General features: G+C 65.3%; 24 protein-coding genes and 1 CRISPR repeat array. Of the genes, 15 read left to right on the top strand and 9 right to left on the bottom strand.

Annotation, left to right across the window (positions count from 1 at the left end; translation table 11 throughout):
* Positions 1–150 precede the first annotated feature (150 nt).
* The 4 genes from ACSHWJ_RS12355 to ACSHWJ_RS12370 all read right to left on the bottom strand — a co-directional run bounded on the left by ACSHWJ_RS12355 (position 151) and on the right by ACSHWJ_RS12370 (position 3,559).
* Entirely contained in the window at positions 151–1,680 is a 1,530-nt protein-coding gene (locus tag ACSHWJ_RS12355; protein WP_010960218.1) for an AAA family ATPase, read from the bottom strand.
* Positions 1,681–1,837: 157 nt separating this feature from the next.
* A complete protein-coding gene (locus ACSHWJ_RS12360) occupies positions 1,838–2,215 on the bottom strand; it encodes a cupin domain-containing protein (RefSeq protein ID WP_432539868.1) in 378 nt (125 codons plus the stop codon).
* 86 nt (positions 2,216–2,301) lie between these two features.
* Positions 2,302–2,880 carry a beta-class carbonic anhydrase gene (locus ACSHWJ_RS12365; RefSeq protein WP_010960220.1) on the bottom strand — a complete coding sequence of 193 codons (579 nt, stop codon included), beginning with the start codon at positions 2,878–2,880 and terminating at the stop codon, positions 2,302–2,304.
* Between the two features lie 34 nt (positions 2,881–2,914).
* The gene (locus ACSHWJ_RS12370) at positions 2,915–3,559 is read right to left on the bottom strand and encodes a DUF938 domain-containing protein (protein ID WP_218797479.1); all 645 of its coding nucleotides are present in this window, start codon (positions 3,557–3,559) and stop codon (positions 2,915–2,917) included.
* Positions 3,560–3,872: 313 nt separating this feature from the next.
* Here ACSHWJ_RS12370 and ACSHWJ_RS12375 point away from each other — a divergent pair, with 313 nt between their 5' ends.
* The 10 genes from ACSHWJ_RS12375 (at position 3,873) to ACSHWJ_RS12420 (ending at position 13,663) form a co-directional block, all read left to right on the top strand.
* The gene (locus ACSHWJ_RS12375; protein WP_432539869.1) at positions 3,873–5,432 is read left to right on the top strand and encodes a sigma 54-interacting transcriptional regulator; all 1,560 of its coding nucleotides are present in this window, start codon (positions 3,873–3,875) and stop codon (positions 5,430–5,432) included.
* A gap of 191 nt (positions 5,433–5,623) precedes the next feature.
* Positions 5,624–5,902 (top strand): phosphopantetheine-binding protein, encoded by a 279-nt coding sequence (locus ACSHWJ_RS12380; protein WP_017364334.1) that lies wholly within the window; start codon positions 5,624–5,626, stop codon positions 5,900–5,902.
* The gene (locus ACSHWJ_RS12385; protein WP_282213490.1) at positions 5,902–6,576 is read left to right on the top strand and encodes a hypothetical protein; all 675 of its coding nucleotides are present in this window, start codon (positions 5,902–5,904) and stop codon (positions 6,574–6,576) included. The genes ACSHWJ_RS12380 and ACSHWJ_RS12385 overlap by 1 nt, the downstream gene beginning before the upstream one ends.
* 19 nt (positions 6,577–6,595) lie before the next feature.
* Positions 6,596–7,927, top strand: a complete 1,332-nt coding sequence (locus ACSHWJ_RS12390; protein ID WP_282213489.1) for an AMP-binding protein — start codon at positions 6,596–6,598, stop codon at positions 7,925–7,927.
* Complete coding sequence (locus ACSHWJ_RS12395) at positions 7,924–8,229, top strand: hypothetical protein (protein ID WP_050738170.1); 306 nt, start codon at positions 7,924–7,926, stop codon at positions 8,227–8,229. Before ACSHWJ_RS12390 ends, ACSHWJ_RS12395 begins: the two co-directional genes overlap by 4 nt.
* Positions 8,226–9,173 (top strand): LpxL/LpxP family acyltransferase, encoded by a 948-nt coding sequence (locus ACSHWJ_RS12400; RefSeq protein ID WP_010960225.1) that lies wholly within the window; start codon positions 8,226–8,228, stop codon positions 9,171–9,173. Before ACSHWJ_RS12395 ends, ACSHWJ_RS12400 begins: the two co-directional genes overlap by 4 nt.
* A gap of 5 nt (positions 9,174–9,178) precedes the next feature.
* Entirely contained in the window at positions 9,179–9,760 is a 582-nt protein-coding gene (locus ACSHWJ_RS12405) for a LolA-related protein (protein ID WP_282213488.1), read from the top strand.
* Complete coding sequence (locus ACSHWJ_RS12410; RefSeq protein WP_282213487.1) at positions 9,757–12,132, top strand: MMPL family transporter; 2,376 nt, start codon at positions 9,757–9,759, stop codon at positions 12,130–12,132. The genes ACSHWJ_RS12405 and ACSHWJ_RS12410 overlap by 4 nt, the downstream gene beginning before the upstream one ends.
* On the top strand, positions 12,129–12,941 hold the full coding sequence (locus ACSHWJ_RS12415) for a polysaccharide deacetylase family protein (protein ID WP_010960228.1): 813 nt from the start codon (positions 12,129–12,131) through the stop codon (positions 12,939–12,941). The genes ACSHWJ_RS12410 and ACSHWJ_RS12415 overlap by 4 nt, the downstream gene beginning before the upstream one ends.
* Positions 12,938–13,663 carry a class I SAM-dependent methyltransferase gene (locus ACSHWJ_RS12420; protein ID WP_010960229.1) on the top strand — a complete coding sequence of 242 codons (726 nt, stop codon included), beginning with the start codon at positions 12,938–12,940 and terminating at the stop codon, positions 13,661–13,663. The genes ACSHWJ_RS12415 and ACSHWJ_RS12420 overlap by 4 nt, the downstream gene beginning before the upstream one ends.
* A gap of 144 nt (positions 13,664–13,807) precedes the next feature.
* Here ACSHWJ_RS12420 and ACSHWJ_RS12425 read toward each other — a convergent pair whose 3' ends face one another.
* Positions 13,808–14,608 carry a hypothetical protein gene (locus tag ACSHWJ_RS12425; protein WP_282213486.1) on the bottom strand — a complete coding sequence of 267 codons (801 nt, stop codon included), beginning with the start codon at positions 14,606–14,608 and terminating at the stop codon, positions 13,808–13,810.
* Positions 14,609–14,783: 175 nt separating this feature from the next.
* On the opposite strand from ACSHWJ_RS12425, the gene ACSHWJ_RS12430 reads away from it, so the two are divergent.
* From ACSHWJ_RS12430 to ACSHWJ_RS12450, 5 genes are read left to right on the top strand one after another with little or no spacing between them, the layout of a single operon-like run.
* A complete protein-coding gene (locus ACSHWJ_RS12430; protein ID WP_282213485.1) occupies positions 14,784–15,974 on the top strand; it encodes a beta-ketoacyl-[acyl-carrier-protein] synthase family protein in 1,191 nt (396 codons plus the stop codon).
* Positions 15,971–16,771 carry a beta-ketoacyl synthase chain length factor gene (locus ACSHWJ_RS12435; RefSeq protein WP_010960233.1) on the top strand — a complete coding sequence of 267 codons (801 nt, stop codon included), beginning with the start codon at positions 15,971–15,973 and terminating at the stop codon, positions 16,769–16,771. Before ACSHWJ_RS12430 ends, ACSHWJ_RS12435 begins: the two co-directional genes overlap by 4 nt.
* Complete coding sequence (locus tag ACSHWJ_RS12440) at positions 16,762–17,223, top strand: hotdog family protein (protein ID WP_218801126.1); 462 nt, start codon at positions 16,762–16,764, stop codon at positions 17,221–17,223. The genes ACSHWJ_RS12435 and ACSHWJ_RS12440 overlap by 10 nt, the downstream gene beginning before the upstream one ends.
* The gene (gene fabG / locus ACSHWJ_RS12445; protein ID WP_010960235.1) at positions 17,220–17,939 is read left to right on the top strand and encodes a 3-oxoacyl-ACP reductase FabG; all 720 of its coding nucleotides are present in this window, start codon (positions 17,220–17,222) and stop codon (positions 17,937–17,939) included. The genes ACSHWJ_RS12440 and fabG overlap by 4 nt, the downstream gene beginning before the upstream one ends.
* A gap of 15 nt (positions 17,940–17,954) precedes the next feature.
* On the top strand, positions 17,955–19,247 hold the full coding sequence (locus ACSHWJ_RS12450; protein ID WP_432539870.1) for a cation:proton antiporter: 1,293 nt from the start codon (positions 17,955–17,957) through the stop codon (positions 19,245–19,247).
* Between the two features lie 482 nt (positions 19,248–19,729).
* A CRISPR array of direct repeats spans positions 19,730–22,868; the repeat unit is 28 nt; unit sequence GGTCTATCCCCGCGTGTGCGGGGGAGCC.
* A 60-nt stretch (positions 22,869–22,928) separates the two neighbouring features.
* Here the strand turns inward: ACSHWJ_RS12450 and cas2e are convergent.
* Genes cas2e through cas5e form a run of 4 tightly spaced genes read right to left on the bottom strand, consistent with a single transcriptional unit; the run spans position 22,929 to position 25,546 of the window.
* Positions 22,929–23,222 (bottom strand): type I-E CRISPR-associated endoribonuclease Cas2e, encoded by a 294-nt coding sequence (gene cas2e / locus ACSHWJ_RS12455; protein WP_010960238.1) that lies wholly within the window; start codon positions 23,220–23,222, stop codon positions 22,929–22,931.
* A complete protein-coding gene (cas1e, locus tag ACSHWJ_RS12460; protein WP_282213483.1) occupies positions 23,194–24,084 on the bottom strand; it encodes a type I-E CRISPR-associated endonuclease Cas1e in 891 nt (296 codons plus the stop codon). The genes cas2e and cas1e overlap by 29 nt, the downstream gene beginning before the upstream one ends.
* Positions 24,081–24,800, bottom strand: coding sequence for a type I-E CRISPR-associated protein Cas6/Cse3/CasE (locus ACSHWJ_RS12465; protein WP_218797486.1), 720 nt, complete (start codon positions 24,798–24,800; stop codon positions 24,081–24,083). The genes cas1e and ACSHWJ_RS12465 overlap by 4 nt, the downstream gene beginning before the upstream one ends.
* A complete protein-coding gene (cas5e, locus tag ACSHWJ_RS12470; protein WP_432539871.1) occupies positions 24,797–25,546 on the bottom strand; it encodes a type I-E CRISPR-associated protein Cas5/CasD in 750 nt (249 codons plus the stop codon). The genes ACSHWJ_RS12465 and cas5e overlap by 4 nt, the downstream gene beginning before the upstream one ends.

A 25,546-nucleotide genomic window follows, 5' to 3' on the forward strand; every position in this document is an offset into this window, starting at 1 on the left:
GGGCTACCTCAGCCCGATGCAGTTCGAGCAACGCTGGTACGAGGCACAGCGCAAAAATGCCGCGTGAACCGGGGGTTGAGAACTCCACGAAACAGGGGCAAGGTCGATCCTTGTGGCGGTGAACGGAGACCGTTCCCAGCTCTTCCCGGCTCAGTGCGCAAACTCCGCGGGCGAGGCGCGCACGGCGCGGTTGTAGGCCCAGCTCCGGATGTGGTCGACCTGTTCCTTCATGGTCTTGGACAGCGGCACGATCTTGCCGGCGGCCCGCAGCAGGTCTTCCACCGTCACTTCACGGTTGTCGAGGTGGGCGGTGGTCAGGGCCGAAACCACACACTGTTCCACCTCTGCGCCGACCCAACCCTTGGTGATCTTGATGAGGCGGGTGAGGTCGAACGGGGTGGTGTCGATGCCGCGGCGCTCCAGGTGGATGCGGAAGATTTCGACCCGCTCGTCGTCCAGCGGCAGGTCGACGAAGAAGATCTCGTCGAAACGGCCCTTTCGGGTCATTTCCGCTGGCAGCAGGTCGATGCGGTTGGCGGTGGCCGCGACGAACAGGCCGCTGGTCTTTTCCTGCATCCAGGTCAGGAAGAAGGCGAAGATGCGCCCTTGTTCGCCGGCGGACTCGGTGGAGTTGACGCCCATCTCGATTTCGTCGAACCACACCACGGCCGGTGCGATCTGTTCCAGCATGCGGCAGGCTGAGACGAAAGCGCCTTCCGCGCTGCCGTGACGGCCGGAGAAGATTTCGGTCATATCGATGCGGTAGAGCGGCAGGCCGAAGGCGGAGGCGATGGCCTTGACCGAAAGGCTCTTGCCGCAGCCGGAGACGCCCATGATGAGTACGCCCTTGGGCACGATCTCGGCGCTGATGCTGTCACGGAGCTGGAACAGTTCGCGCCGCTCCATCAGCCATTTCTTCATGATCTCCAGGCCGCCGACGCTGGCGATCTGGGTGCCATCGGCGACGTACTGGATCATGCCGGTGCGGTTCACCAGCAGGCGCTTTTCCTCGTACAGTGCGGGCAGGGAATCCGCTCCCAGGCCGCCGCCCGCGGCCAGGGCGCGGCGGATGGCATGGCGCGACTCGTCGAGCGTCAGGCCCTGCAGGGCCCTCGCGATCTGCGTCAAAGTCGCGTCGTCGGTGTCTGCACTGCCGCCCAGGGCCTTGACGGCATGGACTTCTTCGCGGAGGAAGCCGATCAGTTCGGCCAGATCCGGCAGCGTCAGCTCAATGTACATGATGCTGCGGCCGAGCTCCTCGGGGATATATCGGACCGGGGAGGAAATGACGACGAACTTGCCCTGGTCGAAGCAGGCGCCGTACAGGTCGCGCAGGCGGCGGCGGATGTCGGCCCGCTCGCGCAGGGGCTCGTGGAAGTCTTTGAGGTGGAACAGGGCTGGTCCTTGGTAAGCGGCGATGAAATCGAGCGCGGCGCGGGGGTCGGAAGCCGAGGCGTCGACCGCGCCGTCGTCGCAACGCAGGCCTTCGGTCAGGCTCCAGGTCCAGACCGGCACTTTCGTGCTGAAGAAGCGCTGCGCGGCGTCTTTGAGGAGACGCTCGACGCGCTGTTCCTCGGACGAGCGGATGTAGCTCAGCGGCCGCGCGGATTCGACGATCTCGCGCAATGCGGCGATGGAACGGCTTTCGGATGGGTTGTGTGGCGTGTTTGAGGAATTCATCGACGGTGTTCTGGCTTGAAGAGGCAAGGCACACGCGGAGTGCCCGGCAAAGAACGGCGGATCGCCGGGCCAGGCGGAGCCATGCGAGATGATACACCAGCGCGTGTGCCCGGCGGCATGCCGCCGGGCACGGGGGTTCAGCATCGGGGCGGGAATCTCATTTGACCGTGCCGAGTTCGAAGATCACCAGTTCGGCGTCGCTGCCTCCGATGTTTTCGACGGTCATGGCACTGCCGGTTTCCCAGAACACGTCGCCGGCACCGTAGTCATGTCTTTGACCCGCGTCTTCCACCCGCAGCCGGCCCTGGAGTACGTAGCGCGGGCCGGGGCCATCGTGGGTATGAATCGGCGTCTTGTAGCCCGGCGGAAACCGGACGCGGATGAGACGGGTGTCGACTGTGTTGGCGGGGAGGGTGACGGTCTTCTGCAGCAGAAGCTGCCGCGCGGCTGCCGGCGCCTCGGTGGCGAGTGCGGTACCGAGGCACGGCAGTCCCAGCACGGAGACAAGGCTCAGACAAAAACTCTTTCTTGACATGATTGGCCTCTGCGAAGAAAGGGAGGCGTCCTGCCTGGGGGCGAAAGCCGGGGCCGGGCGGCTCCGGCTTTCGAGGTCGCCACGGCCTAAGCGGCTCTGCCCGCGGCCGTGGCCTCTGGCACTTCGACCAGCCGGCCGGTGCGGACGTCGTAAATGTAACCGTAGATCGGGATGTCAGCGGGAACCAGGGGATGACGGCGGATGCGTGTCACGTCCTCCAGCACGCTTTGCTGCTGGTTCGCGATCGTCAGCCAATTGATGTACTTGCCCTCGGTGCAGCCGGGACCTTCACAGCAGTCGTGCCAGCCGTTCGCGTCGATCGTTGCGGTCTTCAGACTGCTGGCGAGGAGGTCGTTCATGATCTCGTTGGTGAAGGTTTCCATGCCGCAGTCGGTATGGTGGATCACGAACCATTCGCGGGTGCCCAGCAGTTTGTAGGAAATGACCAGCGAACGGATGGCATCGTCGCTGGCACGCCCGCCGGCATTGCGGATGACATGGGCATCGCCTTCGCTGAGACCTGCATACTTGGCCGGGTCCAGGCGCGCGTCCATGCAGGTCAATATAGCGAAACGCCTGCCGGGCGGCATGGGCAGACCGCCCTTGTCGAAAGTGGACGCATAGCCCTGGTTGGCTGCCAGTACTTCGCTGAGAATCTGTGACATCGTGTATATCTCCTCTGGGTTGTGTTTCAAGGGCTCAGGCCCGGCGGTAGATCAAGGCAAAGTCATTGGAAGGCATATCGATCTCGTCGTCCAGCCGCATGCCATGCCGGCCCGCGGCGCGGTCCAGTTCGGCGATGTCCTTCAACGACCACCCTTCTTCTCCGGTCGACCGCAGCAGGCGGTCGAATTCTTCATCGAAGTCGGAGGCGAACCGACCATAGTCCAGGAACGGACCATAAATGAACAGGAAGCCGCCGTCCGCCAGTATCCTGGAACTGCATGCCATGATCCCGCCGACGATCGATACCGGCGCGACCTGGCAGACATTGATGCAGTATATGGCGTGGAATTTTTCGCCAGCCGGCCAGGTCTCGGGCTGCGTCAGGTCTAGCCGCCGCGGCCGGGCGACGTTGCTCAGGCCGCTTCGTCGGGTCCGCTCTTCGATGTGAGGCAGCAGATCTTCATCACTGTCCGAAGGATGGAACGTGAGGTGGGCGAAATGTTGCGCAAAATAATGCGCATGCATGCCGCTGCCTGCCGCGAATTCCAGCACGTCGCCTTTTTCTCTGGGGAAGACGCCTTTCAGTACGTCGAGGATGGCATCGCGGTTCCGGTAGCCGGTCCAGGCCATATAAGGGCTGAGCGGGTGGGGATCGAGCGGTGGTCTCTCTGAGTACATAGGGTCGGGATTCTCCAGCGAAAACTGAACGAGCGACTGCGGACGGCGCTGGGTATGCCGGCTCGGGCTCCCGGGGCGTGCGCGTCAGCCGTTTTGCAGATGGTGTGCCAGATCCGTTCACGAATGAAATCATTTGCTTATGAAGCAAAAGACGGTCGTGGACAGAAAACGGATTTCAATGGTTGAAATCCGTTTTCACGCCGGCTCTCGTGACGTGCTAGTCTTATGCCTTTCCGCAGCGAGTCAGCAGGTGGGTTCGGAGGCTGCAATAGGGCTGACTCCCTACGCACACCTCTTTTTTTTCGGTTCATACATGCAGGGCACGAACTTTTCCCAACTGACTCCTGTCCGGTTTCTGCAGACTTTCGTTCTGGAATTGATGCACGTCTGCGAGGATGCCGGGCTGGCGCCTGCCGAGCGCCTGATCGATCGGATCGCGCGCAGCGCTGGCCGGTATTTCGAGGAGGCCTTCCGGGAGGAATATGCGGTCGAGGGCGCCTTGGACCCCGAACGTTACGCGGAGCTGATCGTGGGATTGAAAAACCACATCGGCGGCCAGTTTTCGCTGGTTTCGCGGGAAGCCGGGTGCATCCGCCTGACGAACCGGCGCTGCCCGTTCGGTGAGGGCGTCAAGAATTCTCCGGAGCTGTGCCGGATGACGTCCAGCGTATTCGGCGGGATCGCCGCCCGCAATTTTGGCTACGCCAAAGTGACGCTGGCCAGGCGCATCGCCCTAGGCGATGCCCGTTGTGAGGTGCACGTCCACCTCGACCCCCAGACCGCCAGGAACCTGGAAGGGAACGAGTACCTCGCGCCGCCAGCCGGCGACCGGCGTACCATCGACGAGCTGCAGGCGCGCATCGACGAGCAGATGCACCGGATCTGGTGCCAGATGAACAACCACCGGCCTTCCCGCGAGGCGGTCCGGCCTCCCACCATCGTCGCCCGGTCGCCGGCCATGCAGGCAGTGTTGCATGCGATCGAAACGGTTGCCCCCACGCCGGCCACGGTGCTGATCCATGGCGAGACCGGGGTCGGCAAGGAACTGGTGGCACGGGCCATCCACGCCATGAGCGAGCGCTGCCAGGAGTCCTTTATCGCGGTCAACTGCGGCGCGATTCCCGAAGGGATCGTGGAGAGTGCGCTGTTCGGCCATGAGAAGGGCGCCTTCACCGGGGCGGTCGAGGTTCACCACGGCTATTTCGAGCGGGCCGACGGCGGCACGCTGTTCCTGGACGAGGTGGACGCGTTGACGCCGGCCACCCAGACCCGCTTGCTGCGGGTCATCCAGGAAGGGGAACTGGAGCGCGTCGGCGGGCACAAAACGCTGGTGGTGGATACCCGCATCATCTCCGCTACCAATTGCGACCTCGAAAAAGCCGTGGCCGAAGGCCGTTTCCGGCAGGACCTCTACTATCGGCTCAACGTGGTCAGGATCGTGATTCCACCGCTGCGTCAGCGGCCGGAGGATCTGCCGCACCTGGTCGGGCTGATACTCGAGCGTCTGAGCCGACGCTACGGGAAACCGGTGAATTCGGTGAGTCCGGAAGTCATGAGCAGGCTGCTAGCCTATGCCTGGCCCGGCAACGTGCGTGAGCTGGAAAACGCGCTGGAAAAGGCGATGCTGTTCGCGCAGCCGCCGGAGATCACCGAGGTCCCCCTGCCGGACACCGATCCGGTGGTCGGAGAGCAGTCCTGGAAGGCGCTCCGCAGGCAGACGCTCGAGCGTCTCGAGCGGTCCTATCTGGAGCAGGCGCTGCGACGCGCCCGGGGCAGCGTGAATGCGGTTGCCGAATGGATGGAACTGACACCGCGGGCGGTGTACCTGAAACTGAGCGCCTATGGCGTAGACCCCGCCAAATTCCGCGGCTGACGGTCGTCATCGGCCGTGGGCGACCGGTTCCGGCGCGTCCGCCTCGGGGGCGAAGGTCGGTCTGGCATCGCTTGTGCTTGCGATCGTGGGGGGATTCCCCGGTCATGCAAAATCCCGCGGGAAACCCCTATAATCTCGACTCCTTTTGGTTCGAACAGCTTATGTCTCATCCCTCATTGAATCACGCAAAGATGGCGACGAGGATCCAGGACGAAACGCTCGAGCGCGAAGTGGCGGATCTGGTCATCTCCACCTTGAACCTGGATGTGAGCCCGGAGTCGGTCGATCCCGAAGCACCGCTGTACCGCGAGGGGCTGGGGCTGGATTCGATCGACATCCTGGAGATCGCATTGGTCGTTTCCAAGCGTTACGGGTTCCAGTTGAGAGCGGACAATGAAGACAACGTCCGCATTTTCGGTTCGCTACGCAGTCTTTGCCAGCATATCGCGGCCAACCGCGTCGAATGCTGATGTTCCGGACGCGGTTGCCCCTATCCTGGTTCTTCGCCGGTTTCGCCCTGGTGGCGTATGCCGCGGTCAATCATCACCTCACGGCCGTTCATCCGGGAAGTTCGCTGGTGGCGTGGCTCCCTCTTGCTCCGGTTGCGATGGCGGCGGCGGCTGTCGCCTGGCGGTCACGTTGGCGCTATTCGCTGGTCGGGGCCGGGATCGGCCTGCTGGTGCTGCTGTGGTTGTCTCGGGACCGGCTGGCACCGGGCGACAAGGTGCTCTATGCCTATCTTGCCGAGCATGTCGGCATCAATCTGATCCTGGGCTGGGGATTCGGCAGTACGCTCCTGGGGGGGCGCGAGGCGTTGTGCACGCGGTTCGCGCGCTCGGTCCACGGTGCCCTGCCTCCCGAGGTGGAGCGGTATTCACGCGCCGTGACGGTGGCCTGGACGGTTTTTTTTGGAGGCGTCGCGGCCGTTTCCGTGCTGCTGTTTTTCGCGGCTTCCGTCCACGCCTGGTCGATTTTCGTCAATTTCGTGAACCTGCCGCTGGTGGTGGCGATGTTCGTGGCGGAATACCGCCTCCGCCGGCGGGTGCTTCCAGATTTCCCTCATGCCCCGATTCTGAGCGGTTTCCGCTCGTTCACGGCAGCGTCCAGGCCCGGCGGGGCCGTCATGGAATCGGGACGGGGATGAACTCCGGCGTATGCGGGGCATGGCCGATTTCCCTTTCCTGACACATCCGTCCCTGGATGACACGGTGGCCTTCCGGAAGGGAGGTGCGATAACCGTCCGTGAATTTCTCGGCGAGGCTGCGGCCCTGGCGGGGCGGCTGCCGGAGCGGCCCTACCTACTGAACGACTGTGCGGACCGTTACCGCTTTGCCGTGGTATTCGCCGCGGCCTTGCTGCGCCGGCAGGTCACCCTGTTGCCGCCGACCTTGACGTCGGAAACCGTACGGCAACTGGCGGCTTCGTTCCCCGGCCTCTATTGCCTGACCGATGATCCGGGCCGCGCAATGGATGTGCCCGTCTGGCCGTATCCGGAGGACTTGATCCCGCTGGCCGTGGACCGAATACCGGTGCCGGCTGCCAGTCAGATCGCGGCGGTCGCCCTCACTTCGGGTTCCACGGGCACGCCGGTGCCGCATGCCAAGACCTGGGCGAATCTGGCACGGAGCGCCCGCGCCGAGGGCGAACGGCTTGGAATCACCCCAGGGCGTCACACCGTGCTTGGCACCGTGCCGGCCCAGCACATGTACGGATTCGAATCCACGGTGCTGTTGCCGCTCCAGAACGGCGCGGTGTTTTCCGCCGCCCGCCCGTTCTATCCGGCGGACGTGTGCGCGGAAATCGCGCAGTTGCCGGGCGCCGTGGTTCTGGTCACCACGCCTTTCCACCTGCGTGCGCTGCTGAACATCAATGGGAACCTGCCGTCCGTCGAACTGCTGGTTTCGGCCACCGCGCCCCTGGCGCCGCAACTCGCCCAGGCCGCCGAAGTCCGTTTCGGCGCGCCCCTGCTGGAAATCTACGGCTGCACCGAAGCCGGCCAGCTCGCGACCCGACGTCCGGTCGAAGAAGCGGAGTGGAAGACGTATCCGGGCGTATCCGTCATCCGGGCGAAGGACGGTTTCCGGGTGCGTGGTGGTCACGTCGCCGGCGAGGTGAGACTGGACGATGTGCTGGCACTGAAGTCCCCGCATCGCTTCGTCTGGCTCGGGCGTTCCGGCGACATGATCAACATTGCCGGCAAACGTACCTCCCTGGCGTATCTGAATCATCAGATAACCTCGATACCCGGTGTCGTCGACGCTGTTTTCGTGATGCCGGACGAGGATTCGCCGGCGGGGGTGACCCGCCTGATGGCCTATGCCGTCGCTCCGGAACTCACCCATGCGGGCCTGATGCAGGTTCTCCGGCAGCGGCTCGATCCCGCTTTCCTGCCGCGTCCCCTGTATCTGGTTTCCAGCCTTCCCCGCAATACCACGGGGAAACTGCCCCGAACGGCCCTGGACGCGTTCTCGGTCAGCCTGAAGGAGGCCTCGTGAGCGTTGTCGGGGGCACCGTCGGGTTCCGGATGGCGGACGACCACCCCGCCTGCGACGGCCATTTCCCAGGGTTTCCGGTGGTGCCAGGCGCTGTGTTGCTGGATGAAATCCTGAGCCGGCTCGAATCGGCGCTCGCCATCGATCTCTGCGATCGTCGTCTGGCGGTCGCCAAATTCCTGGCGCCGCTTGCGCCCGGTGCCGAGGTATCGCTGGATTACCGGCTGGACGAGCGGGGCGCCGTCCGGTTCAGTCTCACTCGGGATGGCCGCACCATCGCCAGCGGAACCCTGGATCTCCGATGAGCGATCCGTCCTCGCAGCGCGGGCCGGCCACGGCTCCGCACTGGGCGGACCGGCCCGAGCGCAGCAACCTGTTCTTTTTGCGGATCATGGCATGGATTTCGCTGCGGTTGGGACGGCGCGCCGGGCGCCTGATCCTCCACCTCATCGTGATCTATTTCCTGCTGTTCGCGCCCAGCGCCCATCGTGCGTCACGGAACTATCTGCGCCGCGCGTTGGAGCGGGCTCCCGGCCTCTCCGACTGCTACCGCCACTTCTTCCGCTTCGCGGCGACCATCCACGACCGTGTGTATCTGCTGAACGGTGAGTTCGGCCGGTTTGACATCCGTATCGTCGGTGAGGAAGTGATGGAGCAGGTTCTGGCGGACGGACGGGGCGCGTTTTTGCTCGGAGCACACTTCGGCAGTTTCGAGGTGCTGCGGGCAGTGGCCCGGCAGCGTCCCGGTCTGGAGTCCGCAATGGTGATGTACGAGGAGAATGCCCGCAAGATCAACGCCATGCTGGCAGCCATTGCGCCCGGCCGCGGCGGCGAGGTCATTCCGCTGGGAAGGCTGGATTCCATGTTGCGCCTGCGGGAGGCGCTGGACCGTGGCAAGATCGTCGGCATGCTGGGCGACCGGACGCTGGGCTCCGAACCCGCCCGGCCGTTGTCGTTCCTGGGCGAGACGGCCTATTTCCCGACCGGCCCCTTGCGGATGGCCGCTCTGCTGAAACGGCCGGTCCTGCTGATGGCCGGAATCCATCTGGGCGGAAACCGCTACGAGCTGCATTTCGAGAGGCTCGAGGACTTCTCCGACGGTTCCGGTGACCGGTCCGAGGCGCTGGCGGATGCCCTGCGGCGTTATGTGGAACGGCTGGAAGGACTGTGCCGGACGTATCCTTACAACTGGTTCAATTTTTTCGATTTCTGGGCCGCGGGTCAGGCTCGGACCGGGCGCGCAGGTTAGGGATCGTGGGATTTCGTTCGGGAGTCATCACCCTCGGCTTCATGTTGAGCTGCGCCGCCACGGCGGCGCATGCCGGGCCCTGGGGCATCGTCCAGCTCATGGAGGCGCTGGCCGCCAAGCATTCCGGCCGGGCCGAGTTCGTGGAAAAGAAGTACGTCTCGGTACTGACGGGACCGGTGGAGTCCTCCGGCGAACTGTCGTTCGCCGCGCCGGACCGACTGGAGAAGCGGACGGTCCAGCCCTTGGACGAGCGGCTGGTGCTGGAGGGTGACCGGCTCAGCCTGGAGCGGGGCGGCAAGCGCCACAGCGTGGGGCTGGATGAATATCCCGAAATCGCCGCCCTGGTGGGCAGCATCCGCTCCACGTTGATGGGCGACCGCGCCGCCCTGGAAAAAATCTATCGTCTGTCGCTCAACGGCGACGCCCACCGCTGGACGCTGCTGTTGGTGCCTTCGACACCGGCGGTGGCCGACCTGGTTGCCTACATCCGCATCGGCGGTTCGGAAGGCCTGGTCGACCGGGTCGAAATCCATCAGCCCGGTGGCGATTATTCCGTGATGTCGATCCGGGAGATGCCGCAGCGATGACCGTGATGCGGCGCTGGCCGCTCTTCGTCTGGCTCGTGTCGCTCGGCGTATTCGCCGTTGTGGTGGGCCGCATGCGGCTCGCAACCGATCTGTCGGCGTTTCTGCCGAGTCGCCCGGGCGCGAGCGAGCAGCTCCTGATCGACCAGTTGAAAGAAGGACCGGCCTCGCGGTTAGTTCTGATCGCCGTCGAGGGCGCGACCGATACCGCCCGCGCCCTTATTTCCATGCGCATGGCGGGCTGGCTCCGACAGGATTCGGCCTTTTCGGCGGTGAGCAACGGTGCGGCGGCCGAACGCGAGGCGGAGCGGCAACTGCTGTTTCGCTGGCGTTACCTGCTGAGTCCTTCCGTGACGCCGGAGCGCTTCACGGTGGAGGGCCTGCACCGGGCCGTGCGTGCTTCCGTCGACCGGCTCGCCTCTTCGGCGGGATTGATGACCAAGGCCTTGCTGCCCAGCGATCCAACGGGCGAACTGCTGGACATCCTGGAGCGGATGGAGGTCGAAGCGGGTCCGGAAACCGCCGGCGGGGTGTGGGTGTCGCGGGACCGCCGGCGTGCGCTGCTGCTCGCTCGGCTCGGAGCCCCGGGATCGGATACGGATGCCCAGGAGCGGGCGCTCGCGTCCATACGCGCCGCGTTCGCCGCAGCCGCCGGGGAGGCAGGGGTGACGGATGCCCGCTTGATCCTGTCGGGACCCGCGGTTTTCACCGTGGAGGCGCGGGACCGGATCAGGGGCGAGGCGGTCCGCCTGTCGGTGGCCGGCACGGCCGTGGTGGCCGTCTTGCTGCTCGCCGTGTACCGCTCGCTGGCGGCGCTGGTGCTTGGCCTGGTACCGGTGGCGACCGGGGCTTTGGCCGGCATAGCGGCCGTGAGTCTGGGTTTCGGCATGGTCTACGGCGTCACCCTCGGGTTCGGCGCGACGCTCATCGGCGAGGCGGTGGACTATGCCATTTATCTGTTCGTCCAGGCCGGCGAGCGGCGGCGGGAGGAGGCGGACAGAGACGACTGGTTCGACCTGTACTGGCCGACCATCCGCTTGGGGGTCCTGACCTCCGTGTGTGGCGCCCTGCCTTTGGCCTTGTCCGGCTTCCCCGGTTTCTCCCAGCTCGGCGTCTATTCGATCGCCGGGCTGCTGGCCGCGGCGGCCGTCACCCGCTGGGTATTGGCGGGATTGTTGCCTCGGGGTTTCCGGATTCGCGATCTCGGCCGGACGGGGGAGGCGCTGGTTCGCCTGATATCCCGGCTGCGCCGGTTGCGGTGGCTGGTGCCGGCGGCGGCAGCGCTGGCCTGCGGGAGCCTGTGGCTGCACCGCGACGGCGTTTGGAACGAGCAGCTCGGCGCGCTCAGTCCGGTCCCGCTCGAAGCGCAGCGGCAGGACGCCGAGCTCAGGGCCGATCTGGGTGCGCCGGACGTGGGTTGCCTGGTCGTGGCGGGTGGGCGGGACGCCGAATCCGCCTTGCAGGCCGCGGAGCGGGTATCGTCGCGTCTCGCGGTACTGGTCGGGGAAGGCGTCATTGCCGGCTTCCAGAGCCCGTCCAACTATCTGCCCAGCCTCCAGACCCAGCGTCTGCGGCGCGCGGCCTTGCCGGAAGACGGCGTGTTGCGCGAGCGCTTCGCTGCGGCGGTTCGGGGAGTGCCGGTACGTCCCGAAGGTTTCGGGACATTCTTCGCCGACGTGAAGGCCACCCGCGCGGCGCCGCTGCTGAGAGCCGAGGACCTGCGGGGTACGCGCTTCGCGGTCGCGGTGGATTCGTTGCTGGTGCGGGGCAGCCGGGGGTGGACCGCCTTGCTGCCGCTGCGCGCTTCCACGGAAGCGTCCGGGTCGGGTGTGGACGCAGCCAGAATCCGTGCCGCTTTGTCCGACGTTCCGGATGCCGTCTTCCTCGACCTGAAAACGGAGACCGACAGCCTCTATCAGCGCTATCTGAGCGAGGCGACCCGGCTGTCGGCCGGTGGTGCGGGGGCGGTCGTGCTGCTGTTGGCGTTCGCCCTGGGTTCGCCGCGGCGGGTACTGCGGGTCTGCTTGCCGCTCGCCGCCGCGCTGGTCATGGTGACTGCGGTGCTGGTGGTGGGTGGGCACCGGCTGACCATGTTGCATCTCATCGGAATGATGCTGGCGGTGGCGATCGGTTCCAATTACTGCCTGTTTTTCGATCGCCTCGCCCAGGCCGGAGCCATTGGGGGGAGCCGGGCGGGGAGGACGTTGGTGTCGCTCGTCCTGGCGAATCTCGCCACGGTGGTCGTGTTCGGTCTGCTGGCCGGTTCCTCGGTGCCGGTATTGAGCGCGATCGGTATGATGGTGGCGCCGGGTACTTTCCTGGCGCTGGTGATTTCGGCGACGTACTGGAAACCGGACGCGGAGTGCGCGGCATGAAGTCAGGGCAGGGCGGGCGCTGGACGCCCTCCGTCGGCATCAAGGCGTCCGTGGGTCTCCATGCGGCCGCGGCGGGGCTGGCTCTATGGCGACCCGAGGACTGGCCCTGGGCGCTGGGGGCGGTCGCCGTAAACCACATCCTGTTGACGGCGGCGGGGCTGTGGCCGCACAGCCGCGTGCTCGGCCCGATCATCACGCGCTTGCCGGAGGAGGCCGCGGCGCGCGGCCAGGTGGCAATCACCCTCGATGACGGGCCCGATCCGGAGGTGACGCCGCAGGTGCTGGCGATCCTGGAAGCCTACGGCGCGAAAGCCACGTTTTTCTGCATCGGCCGCAAGGTCAGGGAACACGCCGTGCTTTGCGCGGAGATCGCGGCCCGGGGCCATGCATTGGAGAACCACAGCTATAGTCACAGCCATACGTTTTCGTTGTGCGGGCAGCGCGGCTTCGAGCGCGAACTGCGTCTGGCACAGGAGGCGCTCACCGCGGCTTCCGGGACACCGCCCCGGTTTTTCCGGGCGCCCGCGGGATTGCGCAACCCCTTGCTCGATCCCGTCCTGGCCCGGCTGGACCTTTCCCTGGTCAGTTGGACCCGCCGCGGTTTCGACACCCGCCGCCGCCGGCCGCAAAGCGTGCTGGCTTCACTGACCCGGCAACTGCGGGCCGGAGACATCCTGCTGTTGCATGACGGCAACGCCGCGCGCACCGACGGCGGTTGCGCCGTCATTCTGGAAGTGCTGCCGCCGCTCCTGGACGCCATCCGGGAGCGCCGGCTCGAACCCGTGACCCTGCGCACCGCCTGCCCATGATTCACCCGTTCAAACGGCTGCTCGTCGAAACCGCGGCCGCGCCTTACCGCCGGACGGGGCGTTTCGCCTGGCATTTCGCCCGCGGCAAGCTCACGGCCGACCCGGTCTTCATGGCTTTGTTCGAACGCGATCTACTGCCGAAGCGGGGAAGGCTGCTGGACCTGGGTTGCGGCCAGGGGCTCGTGGTCTCACTTCTGTTGGCCGGGCATTCCCTCCAGGAGGCGGGTCTCTGGCCGCCGGACTGGGCGCCGCCGCCACGGCTCGACGGCGTGCGGGGCATCGAGCTGATGCCGGCCGATGTCGCCAGGGCCAGACAGGCGCTGGCGGAGCGGGCCGAAATCGTCGAAGGCGACATCCGCTTTGCCGACTTCGGCATGGTCGATGCCGTGGTGGTGCTGGACGTGCTGCATTACATGGCGTATCCGGATCAGGAAACCGTGCTGCGCCGGATTCGCGACGCTTTGACGCCTGGCGGCGTGCTGCTGCTGCGGGTAGGGGATGCCGAAGCCGGGCTGCCGTTCCTGGCGAGCTTCTGGGTCGACCGGCTGGTGACGTTCCTCCGCGGACATCGCCTCCCGGCGCTATACTGCCGCCCGTTGCGGGCTTGGCGCAGTCTGCTGGAAGACCTCGGCTTCAGCGTGGAGGCCATTCCGATGAGCGAAGGAACGCCCTTTGCCAATGTATTGCTGGCGGCAAGGAAGGAAGATGTTCACCGGGCATGACGATGTTGCTTTCTCCGTGTCCCTCCGCCAATTTGCGGCAACGGCTGTTCCCCGGATTTTCCAACACCGCCGGGAAGCTCCTTGCGCCGGCGATCACGCAGAGATTGGCGGCTGCGAGGTGCGCTACCTCGGCGTCGGGGCACGTCAAGGCGATGCGGGAACCCGAGCGCAGCCAGGCCGGATTTCCGGTCGCCGCGACCACGTCGGGACGCTCGGAAATTTCATACCCCAGGCTGCCGCAAAGGCGAGGTATCTCCATATCACATAGCAAGCGAGTATGATCCAATGTGGCAGGGTTTTCTGCAGACGCCTTCGGCTATTTTCAGCAGGATACAGCAAGAGTGCCAGCGGCAACGGAACGTAGATTTCCTTGGACGCGACGGACAATAGATAAAACAAGGCCGAAGCGGCACCGTATTTACCACCATGAGGTTCTTTAGAGGACAGGAAGCACTGTATTGACAATATACAGAAAATCAGACCGTATAAATAATGGCCCGACATTTCCTCATGGCTTACATATAGGGTTGGCGCGCCTGTCAGGAACAGCGCCGTGCCCAGCAGGGACCAGTCCGGAGTCAGCCATGACCGGAGCAGGAAGTAGGTGGCGACCGAGGTAAGCCAGAGAACGAGAACCAGGTGGAAATGATGCCAGCGGGAATCCAGCACGAACAGCAGAATGTCGACGTCGTAAACAAGGGCATGCCACGGGCTGATGCTGCCGCCCGAAATCGCTGCGGAAGTTGGCGGATCGAAAAAATAATCGGCGGGACTCAGTCTCGCCGCTTGGACCAGTCCTCCGCCGTCATCTCTGCCGAATCCCATCCACAGGGCGTCGCCATGTATTGCGAAAGTCAGGGCGAGCAGCATGAGGGCCACGGCCAACCGGACCCGGCTGGTGTCCTGGCGTGGTGATATTGGGCTTTTTTCAAATGTCGTAGCCATTCCAATTCTGCTTTGATATGCCGGATCGGTTCGATATGGATAAATATAGAAAATTATGGCATATAATATGCCGATGTTCATTCGAAGCGGTTATGAATTGGTATGATGGGTGTTTCATCCCGGTTTCGCCCCGTTAGTCCAGACACATCAATTTTGCAGTCATCCCCTAATTGTCGTGGTTCCAATTCTCATTTCGGCATTCACCGTCACCAGTTCCCTGGGATGCGGACAGGAGTCCACATTTCACGCTCTGACGAACGGTGAATGCGGGCTGATACCCTGCCGCTTCGAAACCGTCGCGCTGAATACCTTCGTCGGCGAAGTGGCGGGAGTCGACCGGGTCGTCATTCCTCCCGGTTTGTCCGCGTTCGATTGCCGCAATAACCGTCTGGCCCTGCTGGGTCTGACACAGGACGGCTTCGCGGACGCGGTGCGGGGGGCGGTTGGGCGGTTCGGGACGCGCCGCGTCGGCGTGTTCATCGGCACCAGCACCTCGGGCATGCTGGAGACCGAGCTGGCCTACCGCCGGCGCGATCCGGACAGCGGCGCATTGCCGGCGGATTTCGACTACGGCGGGACCCACAACTGTTTTTCGGCCGGCGCTTTCGTGCGCGCCTATTTCGGCATCGAGGGTCCGGCGGTGGTGGTGTCTTCCGCCTGCTCGTCCAGCGCCAAGGTCTTCGGCAATGCCGCCCGCATGATTCAGGCGGGGTTGATCGACGCTGCCGTGGTCGGCGGCGTCGACTCGCTGTGCCTGACCACGCTGTACGGGTTCAATTCGCTGGAACTGCTTTCGCCCCGACCCTGCCGGCCTTTCGACGCCCGCCGCGACGGCATCTCGATCGGGGAGGCGGCGGCTTTCGCCCTGCTGCAACGGACCCCGGACGATGCCGGACCCGACGCCCTGTTTCTGCTCGGCATCGGTGAGAGCAGCGATGCTCATCACATGTCGGCGCCGCATCCGGAAGGGCTGGGCGCAAAAGCGGCGATCGGCGCGGCATTGGCATCGGCCGGCCTGTCGCCGGCGCGGATCGGCTACGTCAATCTGCACGGCACCGGCACCCGCGCCAACGACGCGGCGGAGGCCTTGGCCGTGCAGGCGGTCTTCGGCAATGCGGTGGCGTGCAGTTCCACCAAGGGCTCGACCGGCCACACCCTGGGGGCGGCCGGGGCCGTCGAGGCTGTCATCAGCCTCCTGGCGATCCGGCACGGGTTCATGCCCGCGGGAGTGAATACGGGAATATTGGAGCGGGGGTTTGAGCTGGACTATGTCCGTTCCTGCCGCCATGCGCGTCTGGAGGCCGTGCTGTCGAATTCGTTCGGATTCGGCGGCTCCAACTGTGCGCTCGTGTTCGGACGGCCATGACCCTACTGCAGTGTCACATCGAAGGACTGGGCGCTATCGGGCCGGGCTTCGCCGATGCGGAGGAGTTCCGGCGCCTCGTCGAAGCGGGCCGCGTCGATCCTTCCGCGCCTACCCCTGTACCCCCGCCGGTCTGCCTGCCCGCGGCGGAGCGACGGCGGGCCGGGACCTCGATCAAGCTCGCCCTCGCGGCCGGGTTGCAGGCACTGGAGGGTTCCGGACGCGATCCCGCCACGCTGCCGACGGTATTCGCCTCCTCCGGCGGGGACGGGGACAATTGCCACATCATCTGCGAAGCGCTCGCCTCGAACGACCGGCAGATTTCACCCACACGGTTTCATAATTCCGTACACAATGCCCCTTCGGGCTATTGGGGCATTGCGCTCGGCGCCACGGCGCCCTCGACCAGTCTGTGCGCTTTCGACGCCAGCTTCGGTGCCGGCCTCCTCGAAGCCATGGTGCAGGTTGCCCAGAGCCGCGAGCCGTGCCTGCTCATCGCCTACGATGTGCCTTACCCCTTTCCGCTGGGCCGCGTGCGGGCGATCGGCGGTGCCATGGGGCTGGCGTTGGCACTGGCGCCCGATGCTACGGTACGGAGCCATGCGCGGCTCACCGTGGGTCTGGGTGAGGGGCCTTGCACGGAGCTGGGGGATCCCGGTCTGGAGGCGATGCGGCGTAGCATTCCCGCCGGCCGTGGGCTGCCCTTGCTGCGGGCGCTGGCGCTTTCGGAGCCGTGCCGTGTCACCGTCGATTATCTCGATCCGTTGCGTCTCGAACTGGAGGTCGCACCATGCCGCTAGACCGGGACTGGATCGCGCAGCGGATTCCCCATGCCGGCGCGATGTGCCTGCTGGATCGGGTATTGACCTGGGATGCCGGACGGCTGCGCTGTGTAGCCGTCAGCCACCTCAGTCCCGGCAATCCGCTGCGCGCCGGAGGACGGCTGTCGGTGGTCTGCGGGATCGAGTACGCGGCCCAGGCGACCGCCGTACACGGCGCCCTGCGGTCGGTCGGAGAAGGGGTTGCGCCGCGCAGCGGCTTTCTCGTCAGCGTGCGCGACGTCGAATTCCATGTGCGCCGGCTGGACACGTTGGACGGGGATCTGGTGGTCGAAGTGGAACGCCTCACCGGCGACGGGAACGATGCGCTCTATCGATTCCGTCTGCTGGCGACGGATGGCCGGGAACTGCTGACCGGACGCCTCGCGGTGCGGCTGGATGCGGAAGCGGGTGAAGGAGGGGTGAAACCATGAGGCAGGCACTGGTCAGCGGCGGCAGCGGGGGCATTGGCGCGGCGATCTGCCGGCGGTTGGCGCTCGATGGCTTGCACGTCTGGGTGCATTACCACGGCCATCGGCAGTCCGCGGAGCAGGTCGTGGATGCCATCCGCGTCGGTGGCGGCAGTGCGGAGGCGATCGGCTTCGACGTCTGCGACGCGGCCGCCGCCGCCGCGGCCATCGCGACGATGTGCGCCGAACGGCCCATCCAGGTGCTGGTGAACAACGCCGGCATCCACGACGACGCCGTATTTCCCGCCATGCGGTCCGACCAATGGCACCGGGTCATCGACGTCTCGCTGAACGGCTTCTTCAATCTCACCCAGCCGCTGGTCATGCCGATGATCCGCGAGCGCTGGGGCCGGATCGTCAACATCTCCTCGGTGGCGGCTCTGACCGGCAACCGGGGCCAGGTCAACTATTCCGCCGCCAAGGGCGCATTGCATTCGGCCACCAGATCGCTGGCGCTGGAACTGGCCAGCCGGGGCGTGACCGTCAACGCCGTGGCGCCGGGCATCATCGAAACCGGCATGGCGGAAAGCGCGTTCGACCGGGCTGCCATTGAACGGCTGGTGCCCATGAAGCGGGCCGGCCGGCCGGAAGAGGTGGCCGATCTGGTGGCCTTCCTGGCCTCCGACCGCGCCGCTTACATCACCGGTCAGGTCATTTCCATCAACGGCGGCATCATTTGAAGTGAAGGGCACGACATGAGCACGGCACCGGCGGCGGCCGTATCGGTCCACGCGGCCGAAACCCTGCTGTTTTTCACCCTGCTGCAGCTCGCCGTCATCGTGCTGATCGGGCGGATCGGCGGCGCCCTGGCCTGGCGCGCCGGCCAGTCGCCAGTGGTCGGCGAGATCATCGGCGGCATCGTTTTGGGGCCCTCCCTGTTCGGGCTGCTCTCGCCCGACATCTTCAGATTCGTGTTCCGTTCCGCGCCGCCCGAGCCGCTCACCATACTCTCGCAGCTCGGCCTGATCCTGCTGATGTTCCAGATCGGTCTGGAGTTCGATTTCTCGCATCTGAAGGAAAGGCGCAACCGCCGCGCGGTCCGCAACGTCGCCCTGGTCGGCCTGGTGTTGCCGTTCGTGCTCGGTCTGGGGTTCGGCTATCAGACCGCACCGCTGCTTTCCCCCGACGCCGACCGCCTCGCCTCGGCACTGTTCATCGCCACCGCTTTCTCGATCACCGCCCTGCCGATCCTGGGTCGGATCATGATCGAATTCGGCATGACCGATCACAAACTCGGCGTCATCGCCATCAGCGTCGCGGCGATCAACGACGTGGTCGGCTGGCTGCTGCTGGCGCTGGTGACCACCCTGACGGTCGCCGAATACTCCCATGCCGAATTCGCGCTCAAGGTGGGACTGGTCGCCGCGTTTGTCGTGCTGGGCTGGTTCGTGGTGCGGCCGGTGATGAAGTGGCTGGTGCGGCGCTTCCAGAGGTCCGCAGCCGGTCTGCCGGGCAACCTGCTCGGCGTGCTGCTGGCCGGGATATTCCTCGCCGGGATGTGCACCTACAAGCTGGGCATCTTCGCGATTTTCGGCGGCTTCATGATGGGCGTCGTGCTGCACGACGAACCGACGCTCCGGGCCGCCTGGAAGGAGAAGGTAGGACACTTCGTCACGGTGTTCTTTTTGCCCATCTTCTTTACCTTCACCGGCCTGCGCACCGAGATCGGCGGACTGGACACCCTGCAACTGTGGGGCTGGTGCGCGCTCATCATCCTGCTCGCCACCCTCGGCAAGCTCGGCGGCGCCTACTTCGCCGCCCGCCTCTCCGGCCTCAGCCGCAGCGAATCCGGGATCCTCGGGATTTTGATGAACACCCGCGGCCTCATGGAGCTGATCGTTCTCAACGTCGGCTACGACCTCGGCGTGATCTCCCGCAACGTCTTCACCATGCTGGTGCTGATGGCCATCGTCAGCACCGTTCTGACCACGCCTTGTTTGAGGGCTTGGTTGCCGAAGGCGGGGTTTGCATCGTCCGGCCGACGCTGAAAGGATCATCGAAACGCGCGGGAGGCAAGTTAAGGGCAGAGGCATCCTCATCATATGACCCGGGATCGTATCTGAGTCGACAGACGTCGGGACGGGAGTGTCCCTCCTCCGGAGGCTCTCGTATTCATCGGCTTCTTTCGGTCAGCTGGAGCGTCGCCATTTTTTGCGAAACCCGACGGGACATCCCCGTCCCCCTCGGGAGCAAAAAACTGGCGACGTCCTTGCCTTCGGCGGCCCGCGCCGTCCTGCGTCCGCCCCGGATCCGTCCGCCTCTCCGCGATGCACTCCGACAAGGCGCCCCCAATGACTCGTCGCCTTGTCGGATCCCTTATGTTTCGTCTCCACCCGCGATGAAGCCGCGGATTCCGGCAAAACATCCGGGCCTATGGCTTCGCGGGGACGTCGCACTCGCTCGCTTCGCTCGACTTCCTTGTGCTCCTTCAATGAACCAGGTATTGCACTTCGTCCTTGACACCGCCGGGGTTCTATCCCCGCGTGTGCGGGGGAGCCAGCAGGGTCTTGCCGCGGACGCCTTCCGCCCGGGGTCTATCCCCGCGTGTGCGGGGGAGCCTTGTGCGACGCGCTCGACGACAGCGGGGCGCCGGGTCTATCCCCGCGTGTGCGGGGGAGCCCTCCATCACGCGGGCGAACGGCGCCGCGCCGGAGGTCTATCCCCGCGTGTGCGGGGGAGCCCTTCAGCCCACCTCGGGCCGGAACCCCCACCAGGGTCTATCCCCGCGTGTGCGGGGGAGCCTGGCTCGCTGATGTAGATCCTCGAGGGCGTACCGGTCTATCCCCGCGTGTGCGGGGGAGCCGAACCGCAACGACCGCAGGTGATAAGGCGAGGAGGTCTATCCCCGCGTGTGCGGGGGAGCCACGTGTGTCTTGATAATGGGGGGGGTGGTGGAAGGTCTATCCCCGCGTGTGCGGGGGAGCCCCGTTCTTGACGGATACGGCCACGCCTCCCGAGGGTCTATCCCCGCGTGTGCGGGGGAGCCTTACGGCGGCCGTGGCGGCGCAAAAAGCTGGAAGGTCTATCCCCGCGTGTGCGGGGGAGCCCCGGAAGAACACCTCGCCGGTGCGTGTTCGTGCGGTCTATCCCCGCGTGTGCGGGGGAGCCAGCGTCAGACCGCGGCGTGGTCCTGCCTGAGACGGTCTATCCCCGCGTGTGCGGGGGAGCCCTCGTAGGTGCTGCCGCTGACGTGATTGGAGGGGGTCTATCCCCGCGTGTGCGGGGGAGCCGCGAACCCGTGCGTGGTGACTGCCGCCAATACGGGTCTATCCCCGCGTGTGCGGGGGAGCCTGGATCGGGCCGTGGATCGCATCCGGAGACCAGGGTCTATCCCCGCGTGTGCGGGGGAGCCAGGGACGTTCGGGAACAGCGCGCCGCCGACGAAGGTCTATCCCCGCGTGTGCGGGGGAGCCTCGTTTAAGGAGGCTCCCATGCTGGCCCTCAAGGGTCTATCCCCGCGTGTGCGGGGGAGCCAAGACAGCATCGAGGTAACGGAAATGGACAGTAGGTCTATCCCCGCGTGTGCGGGGGAGCCGGGGGAGCAGCGCTTTGCGCCGTAAGCCACGAAGGTCTATCCCCGCGTGTGCGGGGGAGCCTCAACGCCCTCCAGGCTTTTGAGCGCCTGGGCGGGTCTATCCCCGCGTGTGCGGGGGAGCCGTCGAGAAAGAGGCGTTCGAGTGGGCTCAATGGGGTCTATCCCCGCGTGTGCGGGGGAGCCAGGCACTGTCTTCATGCCGGACGACAATCCGAAGGTCTATCCCCGCGTGTGCGGGGGAGCCCTTGGCTATGGTCCGATGTCGATCGATGGCACGGGTCTATCCCCGCGTGTGCGGGGGAGCCCCCGTCCTCCCTCACCCTCGGACGGGTCGGGGCGGTCTATCCCCGCGTGTGCGGGGGAGCCATTTTGTTGCGCCATAATCGACGGCCACCTGGAGGTCTATCCCCGCGTGTGCGGGGGAGCCCCTTCCCCTTCGCTTTCGGGGCTGGTCTCCGAGGGTCTATCCCCGCGTGTGCGGGGGAGCCCTTCGATCTTTGGTCCGGGGGCTTCGTTGGACGGGTCTATCCCCGCGTGTGCGGGGGAGCCAGTTCAAATACCGGCTGCTGGAACGTTCACGGAGGTCTATCCCCGCGTGTGCGGGGGAGCCAATAGCGCGGATTGTTCGTGCATTTGCCAGGGAGGTCTATCCCCGCGTGTGCGGGGGAGCCATCGTCTTGGGGGCGTAGATGAGATCCGGGTGGGGTCTATCCCCGCGTGTGCGGGGGAGCCACCGGCAGCCTGGATGCGGCCGTCGCCTACCAGGGTCTATCCCCGCGTGTGCGGGGGAGCCTTATATATACCCTAACTAATCCTCACACCTTGAGGTCTATCCCCGCGTGTGCGGGGGAGCCACGCTCACCGTTCCTGCGGGCCAGGGGAGCCAAGGTCTATCCCCGCGTGTGCGGGGGAGCCCTAACGACGCCGTTGCACGTGCCGAAGGCGAAGGGTCTATCCCCGCGTGTGCGGGGGAGCCTCAGACCGACTAGCCATCCGCCAGCGCCCCCAGGGTCTATCCCCGCGTGTGCGGGGGAGCCTGGTGGGCTACCTGGGGCGCATGGCGGAGTCAGGGTCTATCCCCGCGTGTGCGGGGGAGCCTGCAACGCCGTGGCCCGCAAGGGCTCCGAGAAAGGTCTATCCCCGCGTGTGCGGGGGAGCCGGTACTGGGACGGGGCCGCCACACTCAGCCAGCGGTCTATCCCCGCGTGTGCGGGGGAGCCCGTAGCATGTCCTCAAGCGTAATCTGCTCAGCGGGTCTATCCCCGCGTGTGCGGGGGAGCCCTTGGCCCGTTTTAGATCGGCGGGCCTTTTTTAGGTCTATCCCCGCGTGTGCGGGGGAGCCCTCCTTGTTATATTGGGTATGGTGGGCGTGGAAGGTCTATCCCCGCGTGTGCGGGGGAGCCTAGGTCTTGCCGGCTTCGTCGAACCACGCTTCGGGTCTATCCCCGCGTGTGCGGGGGAGCCTGCTGCCGGTTGCGCCGGGCGAGACGCTTACTGGGTCTATCCCCGCGTGTGCGGGGGAGCCGCCGAGCTTTGCTGCCCTCAGCGGCCGGAGCAAGGTCTATCCCCGCGTGTGCGGGGGAGCCTCAACCCCGCGCAACGTGCCGCGCTCGACAAGAGGTCTATCCCCGCGTGTGCGGGGGAGCCTTTCGCACTGCCTTCACGCCTTTCAACGTGGGGGGTCTATCCCCGCGTGTGCGGGGGAGCCGAATTGCTGTATACTGACGCTGGCGTCAATGCGGGTCTATCCCCGCGTGTGCGGGGGAGCCTGCCACCTTGACGGCGATCAAGGACAAGCTCGAGGTCTATCCCCGCGTGTGCGGGGGAGCCTCGGTCCGGTCGACCAAAAATAGCGTAACCGGGGGTCTATCCCCGCGTGTGCGGGGGAGCCATCAAATCTCTTTCACTCTCAAGAAATGCGAGGGGTCTATCCCCGCGTGTGCGGGGGAGCCCCAGGCAAATATCTCGCCGGTGCGTATCCCTGCGGTCTATCCCCGCGTGTGCGGGGGAGCCCGTCGGGCTATAAGAGTCAAAGCGGGGCGTGCGGGTCTATCCCCGCGTGTGCGGGGGAGCCTCTATAGGCTAACGCTTTGAGGTAAAACAAAAAAGCGGACTGTTAAAGATCCACTAAACCCTAAGGTCGACGAGTCAGGACTATTCCGTCAAGTTCAACGAATTTAACCGGTGGCAGCCCGAGAGTCCGGACATTCTGTCCGCCAGGCATTGCGGGATCGACCCAAACCATTACGACCGAGGCATCCTGCTCGGCAGTGAACCAATCCTCAACCACCGCCCAGATACGCTCGCGGACTGCAGTCGAGAGGCGCGGTGCGCTATAGACACCGGGGGCCAATTCAAGCATCGAGGATGCCAGAAAGCCGCGCATGCGGAGAGAGACGTTACGCGTCACCATTACCGTCATCGACATGCAGCAACTCCTTGATGCGGTCGATCATCTTCGGAATGACTTTTTGCTTGTGAAACTGCCGGGCGGCTTCTTTGCGCAGTGCCCTCTCCAATGGCAAAGACGGATCGTCCATCACGCGCTTAGCGACGCTGAAAGCCAGTGGCAAGGTGACTTCGGCGCGGAACAGATCGGCGATGTCCAGGGTGAAGGCATTGCTGGATTCTTCGTGAATGAACCCTAGCGGCGGCAAACCGCCGACCGCGGCCACCGCGACATCTGCCGCCGCTTCGACGAAAGTGGCGGCGTGGTTGATGGCCTGGTTGGGAATGTCGGCGGCATTGGGGTCATTCCTGTCGTAACGGCGTCCCTTCCACTCCACGCCATGCTGATTGGCGAGCAGCTGGTAAGTCTCTTTCACGCGCGCACCTTCTATGCCTCGCAGCACCGCAATATCCTTGTGCGGCAGAATACGGCCGAAACGGAATGCATACATATGGCGGGCCACATCCAACCGCGCCTTTTCATCGGCCCACAGCCTGGCATGGGCGCGGGCCACGTCGGAGCGGCCTTGGCCCATGGGCGGTGCGGTGTAGAATTTGACCCCTCCATCTCCGACTGCGGCCAGCAACGTGCCATGACGAGCCAACAGGCGCAATGCATCGTGACTGACCGTCGTTCCGGGGGCCAACAGAATCATCGACAATCCCTGGTATGGGATCGCATAATCTCCGGCGTCCATCCATTCCGATGGAGCGGCCCGAAAATGCAGGGTGCCGTCTTCGACAGTCAGATTACCGAAGGTGAGCCAGAGCAGACCGTGACGGTCGGCATGGGGGATGCGCGACTCGGCAAGTCCGAGGCGACCGGAAAACAGGCCGCTCATGGGGCCGGCCTCAACAGCAGCATGCCGAAACCGAAGGCGCGATGGCGGCCAATGCCACGTGCCAACAGTGCGCCGAAGCCTACCCCATCACGCACGCTTAGCGTGCCTCGGAAAAGCGCCTGCGGGGCGAGAAAACCGGAACGTGTACCGCGGGCCTTCCGCAGCAGGCGCAGGTAACGGAATCCGTCCAAGCTGAAATCATCCAGCGTTGCCGCCGAACCGAATTGCCGCGTCAACCAGCGGCGGTAGACCATTTCCCTGGAGTCTGGCGATTGCGCCCTGGCATCACAATCCCGCAAGTGCCGGCGGTAAACGTCATCCTCGTTGCGTCCCAGCCGGCTGATGGGGCAGGCCATGACCTCAAAACCGAGCTTTCGCCCGTTCGGCCAGGATTCCGGCATGGGCTTAAAAGCAATTCCATCGGCAAGGGAGCAGACTTGCGCCGCCAGTGGTGAAGCGAAAGCGCGGGCGTGCTCTGTCAGTCTTGTGCCGTCATGGGCGGAAAAGCCCAGGAGCCGAGGCGGCCTGAGGTTGCGGCCATCCTGCAGCAGGCGAAACGGTTTCGGCGCCAGTTCGCCGCACAGGGCCTTGAGCCACGCGTGGGTTGCGTATCCGAGGTCTTCGTCTTGGTGGGTATTGAGCCCCTGATCTTGGGCGAAACGGATCAGGGCTGCCGGGTCCGGTCGCAGTTCAATCATGTAAAGCGGGGCGGTCATGGCGCGATCTCCAAGAGCCCTTCGATGCGGATGCGGCGGCCGGCGTGGATCTGGTTGCGCCAATCCCTGCGGTCGTAGATACCGGTCTGGCGGGATTGCTCCGTCTCGCCCAAATAGGCGGGCCAGCAGGCGTTTACTTTCCGGTCTTCCGTCGGGTTACGCTCTTCCCTTCGCTCTGGGCGGACCCGACCTACGACGCGGGGCGTCCGGCGCAATGCCTCCAGCACGTTTTCGGCTTCGACCCGACCCGCCAGCAGGGGGGCAGCAGGCAGGCAGGTCTTTCGGCCGAGGAACAAGGGGCGCGCCGGTTGCACGATCGCCGCCGCTAACTCATCGAGGTTGGGAGTGCCTGCATCTTTCAGCGTGACGGCCAAGGTCATCACGCCATTGGCCCAGTAATGACGGTAGCGCTGATGGGTTCCGAAGGCCGCCGCCGGTCCGCCGGCCCGGTGTTCGGGTTCACCGCGGGTGGTCCAGCCGGGTTCGCGCATCTTTTCCTGGCCGAGGTCCACGGTGTGGTAGTCCAACAGGGCTTCAGGCTCCACGTCCCAGCGTGCGGCGTATTCAATGCGGGCTTGCAAGGCTTCCAGCGCGTCCGCATCGCCATGCCGGTAACCCATGGCATTGCCGAGCAGCCCCGCCAGCATCGAGAGGCCCGGAAACCGTTCCGTCGGACCATGCTGATCCACCATCACGCCGCCGAAACTCATCAGCGGTGCATCGAAGCGCAATAGCAGAATGTCCAT

Source organism: Methylococcus sp. S1M (assembly GCF_051295855.1).
GTDB classification, from domain to species: domain Bacteria; phylum Pseudomonadota; class Gammaproteobacteria; order Methylococcales; family Methylococcaceae; genus Methylococcus; species Methylococcus capsulatus.

What these genes read in the sequence shown, in the direction of transcription:
- ACSHWJ_RS12355 (WP_010960218.1), bottom strand. Translation starts at nt 1,680, where the DNA reads ATGAATTCCTCAAACACGCCACACAACCCATCCGAAAGCCGTTCCATC.
- ACSHWJ_RS12360 (WP_432539868.1), bottom strand. Translation starts at nt 2,215, where the DNA reads ATGTCAAGAAAGAGTTTTTGTCTGAGCCTTGTCTCCGTGCTGGGACTG.
- ACSHWJ_RS12365 (WP_010960220.1), bottom strand. Translation starts at nt 2,880, where the DNA reads ATGTCACAGATTCTCAGCGAAGTACTGGCAGCCAACCAGGGCTATGCG.
- ACSHWJ_RS12370 (WP_218797479.1), bottom strand. Translation starts at nt 3,559, where the DNA reads ATGTACTCAGAGAGACCACCGCTCGATCCCCACCCGCTCAGCCCTTAT.
- ACSHWJ_RS12375 (WP_432539869.1), top strand. Translation starts at nt 3,873, where the DNA reads ATGCAGGGCACGAACTTTTCCCAACTGACTCCTGTCCGGTTTCTGCAG.
- ACSHWJ_RS12380 (WP_017364334.1), top strand. Translation starts at nt 5,624, where the DNA reads ATGGCGACGAGGATCCAGGACGAAACGCTCGAGCGCGAAGTGGCGGAT.
- ACSHWJ_RS12385 (WP_282213490.1), top strand. Translation starts at nt 5,902, where the DNA reads ATGTTCCGGACGCGGTTGCCCCTATCCTGGTTCTTCGCCGGTTTCGCC.
- ACSHWJ_RS12390 (WP_282213489.1), top strand. Translation starts at nt 6,596, where the DNA reads ATGGCCGATTTCCCTTTCCTGACACATCCGTCCCTGGATGACACGGTG.
- ACSHWJ_RS12400 (WP_010960225.1), top strand. Translation starts at nt 8,226, where the DNA reads ATGAGCGATCCGTCCTCGCAGCGCGGGCCGGCCACGGCTCCGCACTGG.
- ACSHWJ_RS12410 (WP_282213487.1), top strand. Translation starts at nt 9,757, where the DNA reads ATGACCGTGATGCGGCGCTGGCCGCTCTTCGTCTGGCTCGTGTCGCTC.
- ACSHWJ_RS12415 (WP_010960228.1), top strand. Translation starts at nt 12,129, where the DNA reads ATGAAGTCAGGGCAGGGCGGGCGCTGGACGCCCTCCGTCGGCATCAAG.
- ACSHWJ_RS12420 (WP_010960229.1), top strand. Translation starts at nt 12,938, where the DNA reads ATGATTCACCCGTTCAAACGGCTGCTCGTCGAAACCGCGGCCGCGCCT.
- ACSHWJ_RS12425 (WP_282213486.1), bottom strand. Translation starts at nt 14,608, where the DNA reads ATGGCTACGACATTTGAAAAAAGCCCAATATCACCACGCCAGGACACC.
- ACSHWJ_RS12435 (WP_010960233.1), top strand. Translation starts at nt 15,971, where the DNA reads ATGACCCTACTGCAGTGTCACATCGAAGGACTGGGCGCTATCGGGCCG.
- ACSHWJ_RS12440 (WP_218801126.1), top strand. Translation starts at nt 16,762, where the DNA reads ATGCCGCTAGACCGGGACTGGATCGCGCAGCGGATTCCCCATGCCGGC.
- fabG (WP_010960235.1), top strand. Translation starts at nt 17,220, where the DNA reads ATGAGGCAGGCACTGGTCAGCGGCGGCAGCGGGGGCATTGGCGCGGCG.
- ACSHWJ_RS12450 (WP_432539870.1), top strand. Translation starts at nt 17,955, where the DNA reads ATGAGCACGGCACCGGCGGCGGCCGTATCGGTCCACGCGGCCGAAACC.
- cas2e (WP_010960238.1), bottom strand. Translation starts at nt 23,222, where the DNA reads ATGTCGATGACGGTAATGGTGACGCGTAACGTCTCTCTCCGCATGCGC.
- cas1e (WP_282213483.1), bottom strand. Translation starts at nt 24,084, where the DNA reads ATGAGCGGCCTGTTTTCCGGTCGCCTCGGACTTGCCGAGTCGCGCATC.
- ACSHWJ_RS12465 (WP_218797486.1), bottom strand. Translation starts at nt 24,800, where the DNA reads ATGACCGCCCCGCTTTACATGATTGAACTGCGACCGGACCCGGCAGCC.
- cas5e (WP_432539871.1), bottom strand. Translation starts at nt 25,546, where the DNA reads ATGGACATTCTGCTATTGCGCTTCGATGCACCGCTGATGAGTTTCGGC.